The 19,784-nt window shown below is 67.1% G+C and carries 22 protein-coding genes; 11 read left to right on the top strand and 11 right to left on the bottom strand.

The features are described 5' to 3' along the window. Window positions 1–40: 40 nt before the first annotated feature. Complete coding sequence (locus EDM04_RS10850; protein WP_164471120.1) at window positions 41–2,035, bottom strand: hypothetical protein; 1,995 nt, start codon at window positions 2,033–2,035, stop codon at window positions 41–43. A 333-nt stretch (window positions 2,036–2,368) separates the two neighbouring features. On the opposite strand from EDM04_RS10850, the gene EDM04_RS10845 reads away from it, so the two are divergent. Then, on the top strand, window positions 2,369–2,629 hold the full coding sequence (locus EDM04_RS10845; protein WP_123621963.1) for a hypothetical protein: 261 nt from the start codon (window positions 2,369–2,371) through the stop codon (window positions 2,627–2,629). A gap of 33 nt (window positions 2,630–2,662) precedes the next feature. On the opposite strand, the gene EDM04_RS10840 is transcribed toward EDM04_RS10845, so the two are convergent. Together EDM04_RS10840 and EDM04_RS10835 are read right to left on the bottom strand one after the other, a co-directional pair. After that, entirely contained in the window at window positions 2,663–2,893 is a 231-nt protein-coding gene (locus EDM04_RS10840) for a HalOD1 output domain-containing protein (protein ID WP_241154891.1), read from the bottom strand. Between the two features lie 231 nt (window positions 2,894–3,124). Further along, a complete protein-coding gene (locus tag EDM04_RS10835; protein ID WP_123621959.1) occupies window positions 3,125–3,910 on the bottom strand; it encodes a TrmB family transcriptional regulator in 786 nt (261 codons plus the stop codon). A 388-nt stretch (window positions 3,911–4,298) separates the two neighbouring features. On the opposite strand from EDM04_RS10835, the gene EDM04_RS10830 reads away from it, so the two are divergent. The 3 genes from EDM04_RS10830 (at window position 4,299) to EDM04_RS10820 (ending at window position 6,256) form a co-directional block, all read left to right on the top strand. Then, window positions 4,299–5,114, top strand: a complete 816-nt coding sequence (locus tag EDM04_RS10830; RefSeq protein ID WP_206424451.1) for a TrmB family transcriptional regulator — start codon at window positions 4,299–4,301, stop codon at window positions 5,112–5,114. Between the two features lie 98 nt (window positions 5,115–5,212). Then, on the top strand, window positions 5,213–5,989 hold the full coding sequence (aglF, locus tag EDM04_RS10825) for a UTP--glucose-1-phosphate uridylyltransferase AglF (protein ID WP_123621958.1): 777 nt from the start codon (window positions 5,213–5,215) through the stop codon (window positions 5,987–5,989). Window positions 5,990–6,079: 90 nt separating this feature from the next. Continuing rightward, window positions 6,080–6,256 (top strand): hypothetical protein, encoded by a 177-nt coding sequence (locus tag EDM04_RS10820; protein WP_241154890.1) that lies wholly within the window; start codon window positions 6,080–6,082, stop codon window positions 6,254–6,256. A 97-nt stretch (window positions 6,257–6,353) separates the two neighbouring features. Here EDM04_RS10820 and EDM04_RS10815 read toward each other — a convergent pair whose 3' ends face one another. Beyond that, entirely contained in the window at window positions 6,354–7,178 is an 825-nt protein-coding gene (locus EDM04_RS10815; protein ID WP_123621954.1) for a YihY/virulence factor BrkB family protein, read from the bottom strand. 119 nt (window positions 7,179–7,297) lie between these two features. Then, window positions 7,298–7,576 (bottom strand): HalOD1 output domain-containing protein, encoded by a 279-nt coding sequence (locus EDM04_RS10810; RefSeq protein ID WP_123621952.1) that lies wholly within the window; start codon window positions 7,574–7,576, stop codon window positions 7,298–7,300. Between the two features lie 594 nt (window positions 7,577–8,170). Between EDM04_RS10810 and EDM04_RS10805 the strand changes: the two genes are divergently transcribed. From EDM04_RS10805 to EDM04_RS10795, 3 genes are all read left to right on the top strand, one after another. Next, the gene (locus EDM04_RS10805; protein WP_123621950.1) at window positions 8,171–8,965 is read left to right on the top strand and encodes an HpcH/HpaI aldolase/citrate lyase family protein; all 795 of its coding nucleotides are present in this window, start codon (window positions 8,171–8,173) and stop codon (window positions 8,963–8,965) included. A gap of 169 nt (window positions 8,966–9,134) precedes the next feature. Further along, a complete protein-coding gene (locus EDM04_RS10800) occupies window positions 9,135–10,058 on the top strand; it encodes an NAD-dependent epimerase/dehydratase family protein (protein WP_123621947.1) in 924 nt (307 codons plus the stop codon). Window positions 10,059–10,128: 70 nt separating this feature from the next. Next, window positions 10,129–10,599, top strand: coding sequence for a DUF6653 family protein (locus tag EDM04_RS10795; RefSeq protein ID WP_123621946.1), 471 nt, complete (start codon window positions 10,129–10,131; stop codon window positions 10,597–10,599). A gap of 36 nt (window positions 10,600–10,635) precedes the next feature. Here the strand turns inward: EDM04_RS10795 and EDM04_RS10790 are convergent, their stop codons facing one another. The 4 genes from EDM04_RS10790 to EDM04_RS10775 all read right to left on the bottom strand — a co-directional run bounded on the left by EDM04_RS10790 (window position 10,636) and on the right by EDM04_RS10775 (window position 14,647). Beyond that, entirely contained in the window at window positions 10,636–11,925 is a 1,290-nt protein-coding gene (locus EDM04_RS10790) for a nucleotide sugar dehydrogenase (RefSeq protein WP_123621943.1), read from the bottom strand. Continuing rightward, on the bottom strand, window positions 11,922–13,022 hold the full coding sequence (wecB, locus tag EDM04_RS10785; protein WP_123621941.1) for a non-hydrolyzing UDP-N-acetylglucosamine 2-epimerase: 1,101 nt from the start codon (window positions 13,020–13,022) through the stop codon (window positions 11,922–11,924). The genes EDM04_RS10790 and wecB overlap by 4 nt, the downstream gene beginning before the upstream one ends. Further along, entirely contained in the window at window positions 13,015–14,139 is a 1,125-nt protein-coding gene (locus EDM04_RS10780) for a glycosyltransferase family 2 protein (protein WP_123621939.1), read from the bottom strand. Before EDM04_RS10780 ends, wecB begins: the two co-directional genes overlap by 8 nt. Before the next feature lie 223 nt (window positions 14,140–14,362). Further along, window positions 14,363–14,647, bottom strand: a complete 285-nt coding sequence (locus tag EDM04_RS10775) for a PadR family transcriptional regulator (RefSeq protein ID WP_123621936.1) — start codon at window positions 14,645–14,647, stop codon at window positions 14,363–14,365. Between the two features lie 206 nt (window positions 14,648–14,853). On the opposite strand from EDM04_RS10775, the gene EDM04_RS10770 reads away from it, so the two are divergent. Further along, window positions 14,854–15,384 carry a hypothetical protein gene (locus EDM04_RS10770; RefSeq protein WP_123621934.1) on the top strand — a complete coding sequence of 177 codons (531 nt, stop codon included), beginning with the start codon at window positions 14,854–14,856 and terminating at the stop codon, window positions 15,382–15,384. Between the two features lie 56 nt (window positions 15,385–15,440). Here the strand turns inward: EDM04_RS10770 and EDM04_RS10765 are convergent, their stop codons facing one another. Next, window positions 15,441–16,058, bottom strand: coding sequence for a hypothetical protein (locus EDM04_RS10765; protein ID WP_123621932.1), 618 nt, complete (start codon window positions 16,056–16,058; stop codon window positions 15,441–15,443). A 242-nt stretch (window positions 16,059–16,300) separates the two neighbouring features. On the opposite strand from EDM04_RS10765, the gene EDM04_RS10760 reads away from it, so the two are divergent. From EDM04_RS10760 to EDM04_RS10750, 3 genes are all read left to right on the top strand, one after another. Beyond that, on the top strand, window positions 16,301–17,449 hold the full coding sequence (locus tag EDM04_RS10760) for a Gfo/Idh/MocA family protein (protein WP_123621930.1): 1,149 nt from the start codon (window positions 16,301–16,303) through the stop codon (window positions 17,447–17,449). Between the two features lie 130 nt (window positions 17,450–17,579). Further along, window positions 17,580–18,014 carry a hypothetical protein gene (locus EDM04_RS10755; protein WP_123621928.1) on the top strand — a complete coding sequence of 145 codons (435 nt, stop codon included), beginning with the start codon at window positions 17,580–17,582 and terminating at the stop codon, window positions 18,012–18,014. A 136-nt stretch (window positions 18,015–18,150) separates the two neighbouring features. Then, entirely contained in the window at window positions 18,151–18,741 is a 591-nt protein-coding gene (locus tag EDM04_RS10750) for a metal-dependent hydrolase (RefSeq protein ID WP_123621926.1), read from the top strand. Window positions 18,742–18,743: 2 nt separating this feature from the next. Here the strand turns inward: EDM04_RS10750 and EDM04_RS10745 are convergent, their stop codons facing one another. After that, window positions 18,744–19,640, bottom strand: coding sequence for a sugar phosphate isomerase/epimerase (locus EDM04_RS10745; RefSeq protein ID WP_123621924.1), 897 nt, complete (start codon window positions 19,638–19,640; stop codon window positions 18,744–18,746). Between the last annotated feature and the right edge of the window lie 144 nt (window positions 19,641–19,784).

Raw genomic sequence — 19,784 nt, 5'->3', positions numbered from 1 at the left:
CCTGTTTCTGAGAAGACGACGTAGAGGCGTTAAGGCGCTATTAATAAGGCATTACTCCGCGTTTCGCTCGGATCTGGCCGGGGGTATCTCCGCCGGTCCCGTTTGGCTCGTCGGTTCCGCCGGATTCGTTGGTTCCCCCTGTCACGTCGGTCCCAGTACCTCCGTCCGTCCCAGTGGTACCGTTCGTCTCGGTACCCCCGTCCGTGGCACTATCCGTCCCGTCGGCACCGGCCGTCCCGGTGGTCGCGTCTGGCGCCGGTTCGGCGTCGACCAGATACACGTTCACCTCTCCGTTATCGTACACGCGGTTGACCGAGCGATCGACTTCCAGCCGGTCGAAGTCCTCGGGCACGAACCGCCACTGCTCGCGGTAGTCCGGGAACCGCTCCGGATAGGTGATCCGCCCCGCCCTCGGCAACAGCAGGTACCTGTCGTCGTCGTAGCTCTGTCCGAGCCGCTCGTTGACGGTGTAGTTGTAGTGGTCAGGCGGTGACGCCCCCTCCCAGCGTATCGTCTCGTCCGGCTGGTTCGTCCCGTAGTAGCGGTGGTAAAAGCGGTAGTGGGTGATCCCCTGTTCGTCGATGAAGTGCTCCGGGTCCCGGTTCTCGAACAGCCACTCCGTCCCGTCGAGCTCCATCTCCGTGACCTGGTGGTTCTTGTCGAACACGATGGGAGACGTGTACATGCCGAACACGGACAGCAGGATCGCCACCAGCAACAGCCCGGCGAACGCGACGCTGACGACGGTCCGCACCTCGACTCGGTCCGACCGCTGCCAGACGAGGTGGAACAGCGCCCCGACGAACGCCGCGCCGAACAGCTTCCCGAACAGGAGGGGCCGACCGAACCCGGCGATGAGGTCGTTCGTCAGGAACAGCGCCGCCATGAAGCCGAACAGGATCGTGGTGCTCCCGTACGCGAGCGTGAAGACGCCGGGCCGCTCGTCCCGGAAGTACCACAGCGCGAACGCGACCGCGAGGAACACCGACGCCAGCCCGAAGACCAACACGTCCATTCCCTGTTCGATGAGCGCGACCTGCAGGAGGTCGACGAGGTCGGGCGAGGTCCGCTGGACGGTGTCGGTGGTTGACTGCAGGGGCGAGGGGCCCCCGGCCGGCCCCAAGAAGTCGTCGACGATGTTACGAAACCGGACGACGATCCCGGTGTACTTCAGGTACCAGGCGACGAACAGCACGGTCGCAAGCGAGGTGAGGTTCGGGAGGCCGCTCCACTGCGACCGTATCGGCGGCAGTCGGTTGAAGGCGCTGTAGGTGGTGAGTGTGATCAGTCCGAAAACGGCCGTCAGCGGGTGATACACCACGACGCCGACCATCGCTATCAACACCAGCGCGCGGACGGGGACCGCGTGCGACCCGCGCTCCTTGACGAGGAGGTAGAGGAGGAACGGGACGAGGAGGACGCTCAGGATGAACGGGACGGCGGTCACGTGAGCCGAGCCGCCGATCGGCACCAACACGAGGGGGAGGGAGAACGCCCGCCGCCGGGGGTCGTCGAACAGGTGGTCGACCAGAAGCGCCATCGAGCCGAGATAGATGGCGAGGAACACCGCCGGCAGGAGGTTGATCGTGCCGATCTCGGGGAGGCCGGTCGCGGCCGACAGCGCCTGCGTGAGGATGTGAGTCGGCGGGTAGATGTTCAGGGTGATCCCCAGATCGGGGAGGTCTCGCAAGAGCCCGACGTGGGTCAACACGTCGCCGCGACCGTACACGGGATACCCGCGGACGTACGGGAGCAACACCAGAAGGAAGCCGGGCACGACGACGAGCGCCGCCCCGGGGAGCACGTCCGCCCCGTCGCGCCCGTCGGCGGCCCCGGCCAGCAGCACGACGAGCCCCCCGACGAACATCGCCGCTATCAGGAACACCCAGAACGGCGTCGGGTACGCGCGGTAGATCGAGACCTCGTAGCCGGCCGCGGGCGGGATCCGGTAGAGAAACCAGACCGCCCCCAACAGGCACGCGGTCCCGACGGCGGCCAGCCACTTCGTCCACGTCGTCCCGGTGTCGTCGTACATGTCGTATCGAAATCCGGCGGCCCGCGGGGTCACGGTCGGCGTGCCCCGCGGGCGGTACCTGTTCCGACACAGTGGCCTACTCCGTGTAGTAATACCCGCGATAACGCGTGGCCTCTCGACGCAGGCCGGCGATCGCGGCCGAGCCGCGCACCGCGTCGCCGCCGCGATCGCCGGTTCTGTCGCCGAGCGAGGTGGTTTCCGGCTCCGAGCGAGGCGGTTTCCGGCTCCGAGCGAGGCGAGGTCGAACGCGAACGGTGCGGATTCCGAACCGACCGTCATGACCCGTCGGTTAGCGCTGATATAACAACGCGTGTCGAGGCGGTACCCCGCCCAATGGCCTCCGAACTCCGCGACCCGTTCCTCGTGACGCTGATCGCGTGGCTGCTCGCGTCGCTCGGCGCGTTGGTCGCGCTCGACGCGTTCACCCCGCAGAACTTCTTCGTCGTCTCCTTCGTCGGCCTGCTGTCGGTCATGCAGCTGTACGCGCCGCCGGAGCCCGGCGAACACTGGCCGCTCCCGCTCCGAGCGCTCGTCGCCGTCTGCTTCGTCGTGTTCGGATACGTAGTCTACGTTCGAGTCACGGACGTCTTTTGAGACCGCCGCTCCGGACTCGCGCGGGCGCCCTCCTCACCCGGACCGCGCTCCCCCCGGATCGACTTCGATCGCACCGCCGCTGGTGACCCAGACGAACGCCCCGTCGTACGTGAACGAGACGGAGATGTCCCGTTGTACCGCGGTGCGATCGGAGGCCATGATGTGCTCCAGGGACTCCACGTCGAGCGCGTCGTACAGCGGGGGCATCTCCAACGGGTCCCGGTCGTTCGCGGTCGCGACCGCCTCCACGACGGCGGTGCTCACGGATTTCGCCTTGTCCCACGCGACTCGAACGCTCTCCGACGTCTTTCCCTCTCCCGCCGCTTCCGTCTGATCTGTGTTATTGACTGTCATCCAAAGTCTCAGAGTCGAGTCCGAGCCGGTCTCTCTCACCGTTCGGCTCGGGTCTCCTCGGCCCGTGTGATTCTCCGTATCACGCGTTGCGCCGCTGAAGGGAAGTATGTTTTGAGCATCTGGGTGACAGATCGTCGTCCGTCATCTGAGATCGCCGTTGAGCCACGAGAACATCGTCTTCAGCACGACCACGAGGCTGTTGGTCTCGCCGGCGCCCCAGATGGCGGTCTCGTTGCGCTCGCCCGAGGGTTGATCGCCGTTCCCCTCCACCAGTACGCTCGCGAGCGTTCGACGGCGATCGACCATCAGGAGCCGCCCGGCGGGGACCCCGCTCCACGCGCGTGAGGACTCGAACCCGCACCCGTCCGGGAGGCGGCCCTCGTCGGTCGCCGAGAAGTCCATCCCGGACACCCGGACGGCGACGCCGCGGTCGGCCGCGTCCCGGAGGGCGTCCGCGACGCCCTCGGTCAGGAGCCCGTCGAGGGTCACGAGGACGACCTCCTCGCTCGCGTCGTCGACGAACTCCACGGCGCGGTCCGACACCATCTCCCGCCCCGAGACCGTCCAGACGCCGCGCTGTTCCGCGCTCGGCGACACCGGCTCGATCGCGCCGAGCGCACTCGTCAGCGCCTCCGCTCGGCCGGTGTACTCTCGGCGGAAGCGTCGTCCGGCCGTCTCGGCCGACACCGCGGTGAACCGCTTGGGCGTGGACTGCTGGACGTCGACGAGGCCGTGCTCGCGGAGCTCGGCGGTCGCGTCGTAGACCCGCGTGCGGGGGACCTCCGCCAGCGCGCTCACGTCCTTCGCCGTCGCCTCGCCGAGGCAGGTCAGCGCGACGAACGTCCTGGCCGCGTAGGCACTCAGACCGAACGCTTCGAGCTGGTCGACGGCGGTGGACTCCGGGTCGTCCGAATCGTTGAAGCTCATCTGCGGACGTGTCGTCTCGGTCGGGAACTACCCGAAGGGGTAGTTCGGCGCGCGGGCACAGAGTGGTTGGGACCCTACCTGATCCCGCGCGCCGTCGATCGCTTCGTGACCCCGGGATATATTCTTATTGTGATTATGTGAGTGAACCCAGCGTCCGGACGCGGGTGAGCGAACCGAGCCGATCGCGGACGTCGTTCGCGGACCACTTTTCCGGCACTCGACGCAACGCCGCTTCAGGGTTCGGAACCGCGGCAACCGACACCTAAGCGTTTTAGATCGTTTGCGGATCGCCCTCGACGGGGGGGGATCTGAAGGGGAAGCGATTTTCACGTGGGGACTCAAAAGCGCAGTAGCTACCGAATTGTCAGTAGCGGAATGGTTGGGACCCATGAATGATCTGTCACATCACGAACAGGCGATCGAGTTGCTTCAGGAGCTCGGACTCAAAGAGTACGAGGCGAAGGCGTTCGTCGCGCTCACTCGGCTTCCGGAGGGGACCGCAAAGGAGATCAGCGAGATCTCCGAGGTCCCCCGCACGCGCGTCTACGACGCGGTTCGGGTCTTGGAAACGAAGGGGTTAGTCGAGATCCAGCACGCGAACCCGCAGCGGTTCCGCGCCGTCGCCATCGACGAGGCGGCAGACACGCTCAGACGCGAGTACGAGGACCGCACCGATTCCCTGCGGGCGACGCTCCGGGCGATCGAACCGGCGGCCCCGGACGAGGAGACGGAGGTCACCCACGAGGTGTGGTCGCTGTCCGGGGGCACGGCGATCACCAGCCGGACCCGACAGCTCGTCGACGAGTCCGACGACGAGGTCGTCCTCGTGATCGGCGACGAGTCGGCGTACACCTCGGAGCTACGGGAGCGCTTGCAGGCGGCCGGGGACCGAGGCGTCAGCGTCGTGATCGGGATCACGGAGGGGTCGCTGCGGGAGCGCGTCGAACGCGATCTCCCCGACGCGAGGGTGTTCGTCTCCGGGCTGGAGTGGCTGCACAGTTCGGCCGAGACCGGCGACGAGACGGTGATCCGGCGGCTCCTCCTCGTCGACCGAAACACGATCTTGGTGAGTTCGTTCCACGAGGACTTGGGCGAGGGTCACGAGCACGAGCAGGCGGTGTTCGGACGCGGGTTCGACAACGGGCTGGTCGCGATCGTCCGCCGACTGATGTACACCGGGCTCCTCTCGAACGTCGAGGCGTGACGCGGACTCGCGACGAGACCCGCCGATACGGGCCGTGACCGTCCTAAACCCGTGTTAGGCAGCGTATATCCTTATCTCGGGGATCCGACCGGAGACCCATGCAAGCAGTGGTACTCGCGGCGGGAAAGGGGACGCGGCTCCGACCGCTGACGGACGACAAGCCGAAGGTGCTCGTGGAGGTGAACGGGACGCCCCTCCTCGAGGACGTGTTCGACAACCTGATAGACGCGGGCGCGACCGAACTCGTCGTCGTCGTCGGCTACAAGGCCGAGCAGATCATCGACCGGTACGGCGACGAGTACGAGGGGGCCCCGATCACGTACGCGCACCAGCGCGAGCAGTTGGGGCTCGCACACGCCATCCTCCAGGCCGAGCCGCACGTCGACGGCGACTTCATGCTGATGCTCGGCGACAACGTGTTCCGCGGCAACCTCGGCGACGTGGCCAGCCGCCAGCGAGAGGACCGCGCGGACGCCGCGTTCCTCGTCGAAGAGGTGCCCTACGATGAGGCCTCGCGCTACGGCGTCCTCGACACGAACGAGTACGGCGAGGTCGTCGAGGTCGTCGAGAAGCCCGACGACCCGCCGAGCAACCTCGTGATGACGGGCTTCTACACGTTCACGCCAGCGATCTTCCACGCGTGTCACCTCGTCCAGCCCTCCGACCGCGGCGAGTACGAGCTCCCCGACGCGATCGATCTGCTCATTCAGTCCGGCCGCACCATCGACGCCGTCCAGCTCGACGGCTGGCGGATCGACGTGGGCTACCCCGAGGACCGCGACCGCGCCGAGGAGCGACTCGACGAGGGAGTCACCGTCGGCGCGTCCGACGCCGAGGACGCGGTCGACGACACTGAGGAGCCGGCGGATAGCTAAAACGTCAGTAATTCCCGGTTGATGGCCGTCTAACGCTCGTTACGAGTCGCATTACGATGACCGTCCCTGTCGCATCTGAGGACACACATGATGCCGACTGGGGAACCCGAACATCACGAACCGTCGATCCGCGCGACGATCGTTCGGTACGACGATCACCCCGACGAGTGTACCCTCCACCCGGAGGACCCGGACGAGGACCGGAAGCTGACGGAGTGGATCACGGCCGAGTCCGGGTACTACTTCGCGATCGCGTCCTGCCGCTGACGGCGGCGGACGCCTCTCGTTTCTGACCCGTTGAACCTGTTCCGCGCCTGACGGCGTCTCGCGTCTTCGCGGTCGCCGGGGCGCTCGGCGGGGCGACTCACTCGGCGACGACGTTGACGACCGCACCGAACAGGACGACGAGCGCGCCGAAGTAGAGCCACAGCAGGAACAGCAGCACGATCCCGAGGAAGCCGTACGCTCGGTACTGCCCGGCGACCGTCGAGTACAGGTGGAACAGCGTCTCTAAGACGACCAGTCCGACGACGGCCGCGACGGTCCCGGGCAGGATCTCCCGGAGCGAGACGGGGCGGGGCGGTAAGACGTAGTACACCGGCAGCAGCGCGATCAGCAGGCCGACGAAAAGCAGCGCGACGCCGACCGCCCTCGAGGGAACGACCCGCTCCACGGCCGGGAGCCCGAGGAGCACCTGCGCGCTGACGAGCAGGGTCAGCCCGACCGCGATCGTCGTCATCACCGCCGTCGCGTTGAGGAACTGCCTCCGTATGGGGGTTACCGTCTCCGAGGCGTATATCCGATCGAACGCGAGGTCGATCGCGCGGAACACCTTGAGACCGGTCCACAGGAGCGCGAGGGTCCCGATCGCCGTGGCGCCCACCATCCCCGACTGGTCGGTGAGCGCCGCGTTGACCACCGCGGTCCCCTCCGCGGAGAGGTAGGACTCGAACAGCGCGACCACGCCCGCCGCGAACCGCTCGCCCCCGACCGCCGAGCCGACCGCGACGGCCAAGACGAGGGCGGGCACGACGGAGAGGAACGCGAAGAAGGCGATGCTGGCGGCCAGAAACGACAGCTCGCTCTCCCGACCGAGCACGGCGATCGAGCGGACGACCGCGACGGTCGAGCGGGCGACCGCGGCGATCGAGCGGACGGCCTCGACGACGGGTGTTGCGTCGCGTCGCACGGTGGACGAGTGGACGGAGGCGTGCGACGGATATCGTTAGGCAGGACGTAGTCGGGGCCGCGCGGGTGAGCCGGTCGGACGCGCCGTCGTCTCGGGCGACCTCCCGCCGATCGCTCGGATCACGGGCCGACGGACGCTCCCGTTCCGTCGACGCTGACGAACCCGTCGCTGCGAACGGTCACGTCGTAGCCCGCGTGGACGAACGAGATCGTCACCACGTTCGAGTCCGGCGTGTTCGTACAGAGACCGTTGAGCGACTCGGGGTCGATCGTGTCGGCCAGCGTCGGAATCGCGTCCGGCTCGACGTCGGCGGCGTCGCTCAGCGTCTCGACGACGCCCACGAGGGGGGGAACGTCGTCCCAGTCGTATCGGTTTCTGACGGAGAAGTCGTTACTCATGATGACGAAAGCTCAGTCCGATCGGAGCGGAGGGGAACTCGTCTCGTATACCTGTCCACAGTAATTGTAGTTGGTTATGATAAAAAATAGCTCTGGCGAAATCCGTCTGAGATTTCCGCAAGGGGCACGGCTATTCACGAGATTTCAGCCCGCTCTCAGCCGAACCGGGCCTCTCGGTGAATCGCAAGACTCGGTGGAGTTTCGGTGAACGAACCCCGTTCTAATCAAATTTCCAACAGTATTTTGCGGAGAATTCAGCCGACAGATCGCAGTTCTCGATCGATCACGGGAGTACGTGTCGTACGTCGGTCGACTGGTTGTTTATAAGTCGGGCGGTGGTGTCGCTGGCGACTGACTCCCTCGCGCGTGCTGTCGCCACCGCGTTGTTCTTTATAAGCTATCGTCGCCGTCGCTCGGGTCTATTTAAATACGCACTGGTGTCACCTCTGCGACACCCATCCCCGCGATCGTTCGCCGCTGCGTTCGTCTTCACACCGCGGGAAACGATCGCGATCGGTCGTATGCCGGATACGATATCAATAACAATTCGCTCGGCTCCCGTCGAGACTACCCGATGGAGCGATCCAACAGATCATGACCGCCTCTCAACCCCCGAACGACCTCGCCGCGACCCTAGACGACGGGGACGTCGCGCTCGGCGTCCTCGACAACACGTACAGCCCGACGCTCGTGGAGTTCTACGGCGAGCTCGGCGTCGATTTCGTCTGGCTGGACTTCGAACACGGCGGCCCGGACCCGTGGGACGGGGGACAGATCGAAGACCTGCTCCGTGCGGGCGAACGAACGGGCGTGGAACTGCTCGTCCGGCTCCCCGACACCGATCCGACGCTCGTCCGAAAGGCGCTGGACCTCGGCGCGAGGAACGTCTTCCTCCCCCGCGTGGAGACCGCCGAGGAGGTCCGCGAGGCGGTCCGATCCGCTCGGTTCCGCTACGACGGCGAGCCCGGAGACCGGGGGCTGGCGTCGCCGCGGGCCCGCCGCTGGGGGCTCGCCGAGGACTACGTCGCCACCGAAGACCGGGAGACGCTCGTCGGCGCGACCGTCGAGACCGAGGCGTCCCTCGAGAACCTCGACGACATCCTGGCCGTCCCGGAGCTGGGATTCGTCTTCGTCGGTCCGCTCGACCTCTCCGTGTCGCTCGGCCACCCCGGCGAGATCGACCATCCGGACGTACAGGAGGCCGTCGAGACGACCCGATCGAAGGCGGTCGACGCGGGCGTCCCCGTCGCGGGGCTCGGATTCGGGATGGACGACGTCAACGAGAAGGCGGACAACGGCTACCAGATGCTGAACCTCGGGAGCACGACCGGGGCGCTCAAGGGGGCCGTCACCGACTGGCTCGACGCCTACGAGGGGCGCGACGACTGAAGCGCTTCCAGCGTATCCGGTCGCGCCGCCTTCCGGATGCGCGTATATTGCACTCCTGTCAGGGCCACAACTTTTTGGGCGATTTCGCCGACTGCGGCGTGATCGCAGCGTTCGGTGGGCCGACGTTAAGCGCCGTATAGCATAGTGGCCGACCGGAGAACCGCGAGGCATGGAGAACGAACGCGTCCTCGTGACTGGCGGCACCGGATTCATCGGCTCCAACCTCGCGAACCGGCTCGCGGCGGACAACGAGGTGACGGTGATCGACAACGGCTACCTCGGCACCGAGGAGAACCTCGACTCCGGCGTCCGCTACCGTCAGCGCGACGTGTTGGAGGACGACCTCCCGACCGACGTCGACGTCGTGTTCCACCTCGCCGCGCGCTCCTCGTACGCGATGCACGAGGAGAACCCGGTGGAGGGCGCGCGCGTCAACGTCGACGGGTTCGTGAACACCGTCGAACAGGCGCGCGAGCAGGGGTGTGACACCGTCGTCTACGCGTCGACCTCCTCGATCTACGGGAGCCAGACGGAGCCGTGCCCCGAGGACATGCCGGTCACGGTGAACACCGGCTACGAGGCCTCCAAGCTCTCGCGGGAGCGCTACGCGGAGTACTTCTCGAACCACTACGACGTGACGACGGCCGGGATGCGCTTTTTCTCGGTGTATCAGGGGTACGGCGGCGCGGAAGAGCACAAGGGCGAGTACGCCAACGTGATCGCCCAGTTCGCCGACGACGTGGCCCACGGGCGCGCCCCGAAGCTGTACGGCGACGGCACGCAGACCCGGGACTTCACGCACGTCGACGACGTGGTCGACGCCCTCGTCGCCGCGGCCGACCACGAGCTCGACGGCGTCTACAACGTCGGAACCGGAGACGCGTACTCCTTTAACACCGTCGTCGACCTGTTGAACCGCGCGCTCGACGCCGACGTCGACCCGGAGTACGTCGAGAACCCGATCCCCGAGAGCGTGTACGTCTCTGACACCTGCGCGGACGCCTCCAAGCTGCGCGAGGCGACGGGCTGGGAGGCCGACATCGACTTCGAGAGGGGGATCGAACGGGTGTGCGAACCGTATCTGGCCGCCTGAGTGCCTGTCAATACCCATTTCGACGGTGAGATAGACCAAGTTATTTGATCGCTCGGACCGACCCCCACGTATGGCGACCCTCGTGCCGGACCGACTCGAAGAGCGGTTCTGGAAGCGACACTCGAACCCCAAGAGCGGGTGGAGTCGGACGGCGTTGACGCCGGTTCTCCTGTACGCCGTCTATCACCGAAAGTGGCGGCTCGCGGGCGCCGCCGTGCTCTTCGCCCTCGTCAATCCGGTCCTGTTCCCGCCGCCTGCGGACGACGACGCCTGGATGACGCGCGTGGTGTTGGCCGAGCGGTGGTGGACGCGCGAGCGGAAGGCGGGCCTGCTCGATCGCTCCTATCCGAACGGTCTCAATCTGCTCAACGTCCCCGTGTCGATCTACGCGTTTCTCGCCGCGTATCGCCGGCGACCCGTTCGGGCCGGCGTTGCGGGGGCGGTTTCGATGGCACTGAAGTTCTGGTACGTCGGCGCGCTGGTCCGGCGATACGACGCCGCTGAGAGCCGGGACGAAACCGTCGAGAGCCGGGACGACTGACCTACTCGTTCCGAAAAAACGAACGCCCGAACCGACTCAGACGCGTCGCACGGAGAAGCCGACCTCCCGCCACCGATCGAGATCCAACATCCCCGTCGCGTCCACCAGGTTCGGCTCCGCCATCCGCCCCGCCAGTTCGGCGGGGTCGAGGTCGGCGAACTCGTCGTGGTCGGTGACGACGACGATCGCGTCGGCGTCCCGCGTCGCCTCGCCGAGGGACTGCAGGTCGAGCGTCGCGTCCGCGACGTGCGGGTCGTGGACGGCGACGCTCGTCGCGTCGCTCACGCCGCCGTCGGTGGCGGGCGCCACCGCCTCCGGCCCGTGCTGGAGCTCGCGCGCGAGCGCGAGCCCCGGGCTCTTCCGGGTGTCGTCGACGTTCCCCTTGTACGCCGCGCCGAGGACCGCGATCCGCGTTCCGCGCAGGTCGGCCACGAGCTCCCGGAGGAGCTCGACGACGAACCCGACCATCCCGTCGTTCACCCGCCGCGCGGCCTCGATCAGGTCGAGTTCGTCGGAACCGTCGCCGAGGAACCACGGGTCGATCGGGAGGCAGTGGCCCCCGACGCCCGGTCCGGGCCGGAGGATGTCCACCCGTGGGTGGCCGTTCGCCATCTCGATCGCCTCCCGGGAGTCGATCCCGTAATCGTGGGCGAGCCGAGCGATCTCGTTCGCCAGCCCGATGTTCACGTCCCGGGCCGTGTTCTGGATGAGCTTGACGAACTCGGCGGTCGTCGGCCCGTCGGTCGCTCGGATCTCGCCGTCGACGAACGACTCGTACAGCGCCACCGACGACGCCGTGGCCTCGGGGGTCACCCCGCCGACGATCCGGTCGTTCGCCCGGAGCTCCGCGATGATGTTGCCGGGGAGGACCGTTTCCGGACAGTGGGCCAGCCCGAACTCGTCGTCCGCGCTCAGTCCGGACTCCTCTAAGATCGGCCGCATCTGCGAGACGGTCGCCCCCGGCGGCACCGTCGACTCGAGGATGACCGTGTCCCCCTCGCGGAGGACGGGGCGGACGGCCCGCGACGCGGCCCGGACGTACTCCAGATCCGCCCGCCGGTTGCCCTCGTCGAACGGCGTCGGGACGCAGACGAGGTGGTACTCCGCGGGCCGCACCTCGTCGACGATCCGCAGGTTCCCATCGTCGAGCGCGCTTCCGACGAACTCGGAGAGGCCCGGCTCGTTCAGGTCGACGTCGCCGTCGCGGAGGGTCGCGACGAGGTCGTCGTCGACGTCGAAGCCGCGCACGTCATGTCCCGAGTTGGCGAGCATCGCCGCGGTCGGCAGCCCGATGTACCCCAGCCCGTGGACGCAGACGGTGCTCACTGCGGCACCTCCTTCGACCGGGCCGCGACCGGCAGCGCCTCGAGGATGCGCTCGGCGGCGTCGCCGTCGCCGAACGGGTTCTCCCACTCGCCCGCGTCGAGCATCTCCGCGACGCTCCGCTCGATCCGCTCCGGCTCACAGGAGCTGAGCCGGTTCGCTCCCACGTCGACGGTCTCGGGGCGCTCGGTGCTGTCCCGCATCGTCACGCAGGGAACGCCGAGGATGCAGGCCTCCTCCTGGACCCCGCCGGAGTCGGTCAAGACGAGGTCGGCCGACGCCGTCGCCCGCAGGAAGTCGAGGTACTCCAGCGGTTCGACCGTCCGGACGCGCGGCGGGAGGTCGATGTCGAACGACTCGAGCCGCTCTCTCGCGCGCGGGTGTATCGGGTAGATCACCTCGGCGTCGTGGGCCTCGCCGGCGCGCTGGGCGCCCGCGAGCAGCCCCTCGAAGCGGTCCTCGTCGTCGACGTTCTCCGCCCTGTGGGCCGTCATCAGGAAGTACCGCGAACCCTTGAGTCCCAGGTCCGCGAGGACCGTGCTCTTCTCGCGGGCGATGTCGAGGTTCCGTTGGATCGCGTCGACCACGGTGTTGCCCGTGATCGTGATCCGGAACGACGAGATCCCCTCCCGGAGGAGGTACTTCTTGCTACACTCGGTCGGCGGAAAGTGGTAGTCCGCGGCGTGGTCGGCTATCACCCGGTTCGTCTCCTCGGGCATCTCTCGGTCGAAGCTCCGGAGCCCCGCCTCGACGTGGCCCAGCTCGGTGTCCATCTTGCTGGCGGCGAGCGCCCCGGCGAGCACGCTGTTCGTGTCCCCTTGGACCAACACGACCTCGGGCTCGGTCTCCTCTATGGCGCGCTCGACGCCGACGAGCATCTCCGCGGTCTGTTTCCCGTGGGACCCGGAGCCGACGGCCAGGTCGTAGTCCGGGTCCGGAAGCTCGAGCTGGTCGAAGAACACCGTATCGAGGCTGTCGGAGTAGTGCTGTCCGGTGTGGACGATCACGTACTCGATCCCCTGCCGATCGCACGCCTGAACGAGGGGAGCGAGCTTGATGATCTCGGGCCGCGTTCCGAGGACGAAGGCGATCTCAGTCATCGGACTCACCCTCCGCCGGCCGGGTCACTTCGCCGCCGTCCTGGAACACCGGGAACCGCTGGTCTCTCCCGACCTCGCGGTCGGCGTCGACCTGCGGTTTCGGCCCCGGACTCGGCTCCGGAGACTCGGGGACGGATCGGACGAGGTCGTCGTTTTCCGACACGTCGAACCACATGCCGAGGGTCAACAGCAGCCCGCCGAGGGCCCCGACGGAGACCGACAGCATGCCACCGAGGAACGCGTCGACGCCCGCCGACGCGAGGGTGTAGGCGCCCCCGAAGATCCCGGTGAGCGTGACCGTCGCTCCCAGCGCGTAACAGATGACCAACGGATGGAACTGCCGGAGGACGTACGACCGCCCGATTCGCTCGACGAAGTTCTGCGCCAGAAGCGCCGAGAGCCGCGGGACGAACGTCGAGTACCGGATGGTGCTCGTCTCGTCGCCGTACACCGACGGGTGGGCGATGTCGGCGATCTCCTCCCGGTCGAGGTTCAGCGCGAACAGGAGGTGGTTGAGGAACCCGTACTCGTCGTAGAGCCGATCGAACCGGACCCGCCGGAGCCCCTCGTTCGAGATCGCGGTGAAGCCGTTCTGGGGGTCGGAGACCTCCCAGTACCCGCTGGAGATACGTGTCAGGAGCGTCAAGAGGACGTTTCCGAACAGCCGCCACCGGGACATCCGCTCGTAGTCGCGCCGGGAGCTGAGCCGGTTCCCCTTCGCGTAGGTCACCTCGCCCGCGGCGACGGGCGCGACGATCCGCTCTAAGTGGGCCGGATCCATCTGCCCGTCGCCGTCCATCACGGCGACGACGTCGACCCCGTCGTCGAGCCCGCGCGAGTAGCCGGTCTTTACCGCCGCCCCGGCGCCGCGGTTCCGCTCGTGTTGGATCGTGATGACGCGCGACGCGCCCGCGCCGCGCTCGGGCACTGATTGGGAGGCCCGATCGTTGATTCGGCGGGCGGACTCCCGGATCTCTTCCCAGGTCCCGTCGGTCGACGCGTCGTCGACCGCGTATATCCGGTCGACGTAGTCGGGCATCGTCTCGATCACGTCGCCGACGTGTCCCTCTTCGTTGTACGCGGGGACGACGACTCCGACGCTCCGTCCGTCGTACATGGTCAGGCCCTCCCCCCGCCTCGGGTCGCGGTCGGCCCGGTCCGTCGGGTCCGGAGCTGCCGTCGGCGGCCGTGAGCGTCTCTGGCGTTGGATATGATCATGAGTTGAGTGTGGGTGCCCCCGCGTGCGAGGCCAGACGCGACGCGAGGTGACTGACTGAACACCCGACGCAAGCGGGCTTCGTTATACACCGCATCACTCGGTCGCACGGCTGGTTCCGCGCTCATAGGTCCACGTACCGGTCCTCCCAGTTCCGCCGCGCCTGCAGCGCCTCGAGCCCCTTCTCAGTCACCTGATAGTAGTTGGTTCGGCGATCGATCTCTCCCTTCTCGAGGTAGCCCTTCTTCACCAGCGTGTCGAGGTTCGGGTACAGCCGACCGTGGGTGATCTCGTCCATCACCGTCTCGAGCTCGGTCTTGATCTCTTGGCCCGACGGGTCCGTCTCGCCGACGACCACGTAGAGGAGGTCTCGCTGAAAGCTCGTCAGTTCGAAAAGGGGGTCGGTCATGTCGGGACAGTGGACCCCCTAGAGTTTCGTTATGTACGGAGAAACGGGAGTACCGAGGAAATCAGATCGTTTTGCCTCGGATACCTGTTCGCGTGCCCCCCGATATGGACGTGATAACAAATTGAATGAGGCGTCACGTGTGTGTTATCCGACCGTCCCCGTCGGGAGAGGGGGCGAAAGTCGCCGACCGATTACGATACCATCCCATGAACTCGACGGAGGAACTTACGAAAGACGAGGTGTTCGAGGTATTGAGCAGTTCACGGCGTCGGCAGATCCTGTATCATCTGCACCGACGGGGCGGTCGCGCGGACCTGCGCGCCCTGGCTCGTGACACCGCGACCGACGAGACGAACGAGACGGACGAGCCGGTCGACAACGACGTCGTGAAACGGTTCTACATCTCGCTGTACCAGACGCACGTCCCGAAGCTGGAACAGGTCGGGCTGGTGGAGTACGACGGCGACGAAAAGACGGTCACGCTCACCGATCGGGTCGAGGACGTCGCCCGCGTTCTGAACGAGGACGTCGAGCCCGACCGGCAGTGGGCGGTCTACTACGGCGCGCTCGCGGTGGCCGGCGTCGCGATCGGCGTCGCGCAGCTGCTGAGTGCGGTCTCGGCGCTCCCGAGCCTGGTGTTCGCCGTGGCCGTCATGTCGCTGGCGGCGTTTCAGTACTACGAGACGGCGGTCAAACGCGGGGAGTACACGTTCCTTGAACGGTTAGTAGCGGACTGAGCGGCTCGCTGGCGGGGGAGAACGGAACGCAACGGACGGAGACCGCGAGACCGCGATCAGTCGAGGTACTGGACGCCGAGGATGGCGGCGATGCCGACGACGCATAGCAGCGTCCAAGCGGCCGCCGGCACGGCCGAGAGGGCGCCGACACCGAGCGTCCCGAGCCCGACGACGGCGACGACGCTCGCGGCGATCGCGGGGACGAGCCACGTCCGTTCGCCGTTCGGTTCCTCGCTGTCGTCCTCGTCGATAGGGTCCATGTAAGCCAACAGCTGGGACACCGAGTCCTGCAGTTCGATCGTCCCGCGGTTCTTGTCGTACTCGACGACTCCCATGTTGTCCATCTTCGGGAGGTGACACTGGTAGAGGCCGATGTACACCCGCTTCCGCTGGTCGGACGAGAGTTCCCGGACCGTGATGTCGTTCTCGTCGGCCGCGATGTGTTCGGCGACCTCGTTGAGCTCCGCGTAGCCGTCGTGAGCGCGGAGGTACTGAATGATGCTCCGCCGCCGACTGTTCTTCAGGAGATCGAAGATCTCGCCCTTCTCTAGGGTAGACCCGTTCGATCGGGACGCCTTCCCGATCTCCTCCAGGTTGGCTACGTCGTCGGTCGATGCTTCGGGATCCGTCCCGAGCTGTTCTCCGCTAAGTGACCCCGAATTTCCCGCACTCATGGAGCGACCCATACGTTACACCCCCTTAGGTATAAGGAAACTAACGTCTTCTAATAATTCAGTAACGCGTGAATTAACCTACAGGATGACCCTTCGACGACCAGCGGCAGGTTGGTATACCCTACCGTTTTTCAAACGTTAACCTCCGGTTCGGCCGTCCGGTCTGTGCTCTCGTAGTTTTAGGGTCGTCCGACTCCGTTAGCAGACGTATACTCTTCCGCCGTCCTCGCGTGCGGACTACAATGACATACCGTGTCGCGATAATCGGTACCGGCGAGGACCCCGAAACGCGTGATCGAGACGGGTACGCGATGGCGTATCGTCACGCGTCCGGGTACCAGCGCCTCGATTCGTGCTCGCTCGTCGCCTGCGCGGACATCGTCCCCGAGAACGCCGAGGCGTTCGCCGAACACCACGGGCTCGACGCGGTCTACGAGGACCACGAGGTCATGCTCGAGGAGGCCGAGCCCGACATCGTGAGCGTCTGCGTGCCCCCGTCGATCCACGCCGACCTCGTCGTCGACAGCGCCAACGCGCCGTCGGTCGACGCGGTCCACTGCGAGAAGCCCATGGCGACGGCGTGGGAGGACTGTAAACGCATGGTGGACGTCTGCGACCGGGAGGGGGTCCAGCTGACGATCGACCACCAGCGCCGGCTGGCCGAGCCGGTCCTGCGGGCGAAGGAGATGCTCGACGACGGAGAGATCGGCGAGCTCGAACGCCTCGAGTGGTCCGAGGTGAACCTCTTCGACGCCGGCTCTCACCTCTTCGACCTCTGTGACCTCTTCGTGGAGGGCGCGCGCGCGGAGTGGACGCTCGCCGCCATCGACTGCTCGCACGAGAACCGGTGGTTCGGCGCGCTCAACGAGACGCGGTCGATCGCCCAGTGGCGGTACGCCGACGGCACGCTCGGGGTCGCGTCGACGGCGGAGGACGGGGTGACGAGCGTCGACGCCTACCTCCGGCTGGTCGGCGAGGACGGGGTCATCGAGATCCAGACCGACGACGGGACGCCGCTCCGGGTCCGGACCGGCGGGAAGTGGCGGGCGATCGACACCGACGAGAGCGTGTACGGGCCGTCGCTCGGACTCGCCCGCGCGGCCCTCGGCAAGGTAACCGGCGCGCTGCCGGGCGTGACGTGGCCCGCGGACCCGCCGACCCATTACGAGAAGGCGATCGAACACCTCGTCGACGCGCTGTCGAGCGGAACGGAACCGGTTTTCTCCGGTCGGCGCGCCCTCCGCGGCACCGAGCTGGTGTTCGCGAGCTGGGAGTCCGCGCGGCAGCGCGGCCGCGTCCACCTCCCGTTGAACATCGAAGGGAATCCCCTCGAAGAAATGTACGAGGCCGAACAACTGGGTGGAATGCGCGACTGGCCAAACGACGCGTAGCCGTCAAATCGGCCGATTCCGTTCGGTTCGATCTCATCGTCAGATGTGTAACTTCTCCGGATATTCATCACACGCCGAATATATAACAAACCAAACACTTATTGCCGGTAATGGGAGATTAACGGCCGCAATGGCACACAAGCTGGCACACAGGTTGCAGTCGACAGGCAACGAACCTCCCGATTCCGGTCGCGACGAGTCCGGATCCGCCGGCGTCACGCGTCGGGGATACGCTCGGCTCGGCGGGACGGCGCTCGCGACGTTCGCGGCGCTCACCGGTCGGACGAACGCGGTCCTCCCGGCGTCGGCGGCCGACGCGGACGACGCCGAACACCGGATCCGCATCCGCGGGTCCGGCACCCCGTCCACCTACGAGGTGACGGTCGGAGGAGAGCTCTTCCCGGACGAGTCGACGCGTCGGACCGCCGGTCACGTCTCCGGGTCCACCGCGGAGGGCGCGGTCACGAGCGACGACCGCGGGTACCGGTTCCGCGGCGAGCTCCGCGACGTCACCGTCGACGGCGACGCCGAGGTCTCGCTCGACGGAGAGGCGTTCGAGCCGTAACCGAGCTCTGCCGTCGAACCGCAGTCAGGCGCGCCGATCGGTCCCGACCTCGACGTCGACACGACCGCGCGTCGTAAGGGAGCGCATCCCCGATACTCCATCTATAACTACCCGCGACCGATGGGTCCGTTATCGCATGTGGCCATGGGAGCACGCGCTGTTCGCATACGTGTGTTACTCGACGTACGTTCACGGAAGGTATCGATCCCGACCGCGGGACGTCCCCGCGGTCGCGCTGGCGTTCGGCGCCGTGCTTCCGGACCTGATAGATAAGCCGCTCGCGTGGGAGTTCGGCGTGTTCGGGACCGGATACGCGGCGGCCCACTCGGTTTTCTTCGGCGTCCCGGCGGCGTTCGCCGTCTACGCGCTCGCCGAGCGTCGGCGCGAGGGAGCGGTCGGCGGCGCCTTCCTGATCGGGTACGTGCTCCACCTCGTCGGCGACGTGCTTCCCGCGTCCCTGTCGCGCGGGTACGTCGAGCTCTCTCCGGTCCTGTGGCCGATCGCCGACCGCCTGCCGTCGCCCGATCGCGGGTCCTTCATCGACGGCACCTACGGGCTGTTGACGGAGTACGTCGCGCGACTCCTCACCTTCGAGCTCTCTCCGGTCATCGCGCTCCAGCTCGGATCGGTCGTGTTCGGCGTCGGGCTGTGGATCGCCGACGGGTGCCCCGGCCTCTCGCTCGTCACGGGGCCCGTTCGGCGGGCGATCAGGCGGGTCCGGGCCTGAACTCAGTCCAACCGATCGAGCGTCGCCCGACCGCGGTAGACCGCCGCTTCGGGGTCCGACGGGTGATCGTCCTCGAACACGAGCCAGTCGACGCCGGTCTCCCGGGAGGCCCGGAGGACGCGATCGAGGTCTACGATCCCCTCGCCGGGCGGGACCGACCGGAACGCCGGCGGGAAGCGACGCGTTCGCTCCACGTCGGCGATGTGGATCAGCGACAGTCGGTCCCCGAGCAGCTCGAACACGTCGACCGGGTCGTACCCGCCCGCGGTGACCCAGCCGACGTCGACCTCGAAGGTGAGGTCGTCGGTGCGGAACGCGAGCCGACCGAGCCCGGTCTCCTCCACGGTTCGACCCGCCCCGCGGACCGTCAGGTCGACCGCTTCGGCCACCCCCTCCCAGACGAAGCTCGGCGAGGGAAGGTTCGCGGGGACGCCGAGTCCGAACCGGTCGAGAAGCGGGAGGAACGGGTCCTTGGAGGTGTGATACGAGAGACGGAGCCCGCGGCTCGCCACCCGGTCCGCGAGCTCGTCGAGCCGACTCGCAAGCGCGTCGACGTGCCCCGTGGTCCGGAAGTAGCCGGCGCCGAGGTGAGGGATGACGAGGTGGTCGCAGCCGACGCGGCGACAGCGGTCGGCGATCGATTCGAGGTCCGTCTCCAGCGCGCTCAGGTCGGCGTGCGCGGCCACGGGCTCGACGCCCGTCTCGTCGAGGGCCTCTCGGACCGCGTAGGTGTCCGATTCGAGGAACGCGCCGGCGAACTCCACCCCCTCGTACCCGGCGTTGGCCACCCGCCGGATCGTCTCCGGGAGGGATTCGTCGATGTTCCGGAGGGTGTGCAGCTGTATCGCCGAGCGAGGGCGGGCCTCCGCCGCCCGTTCCACGGATTCTGACTGACTCATTATCCGGTATCCGACCTGTCGGTTGGAAGTAATGGGCCGCTTATCCGCGGGCGGCGATCGGAACTCGCCCCGTCCCCGGGGGGACCGCGGCCGGCCCCCTTCCCCGATCGGACGCTCCGCCCCATCCGAACTGAGGTGGTCAGT

This window comes from Halorubrum sp. CSM-61 (assembly GCF_003781945.1).
Taxonomy (GTDB): domain Archaea; phylum Halobacteriota; class Halobacteria; order Halobacteriales; family Haloferacaceae; genus Halorubrum.
Note: the sequence above shows the minus strand (reverse complement) of the source record. Positions and strands in the feature narration are given on the sequence as shown.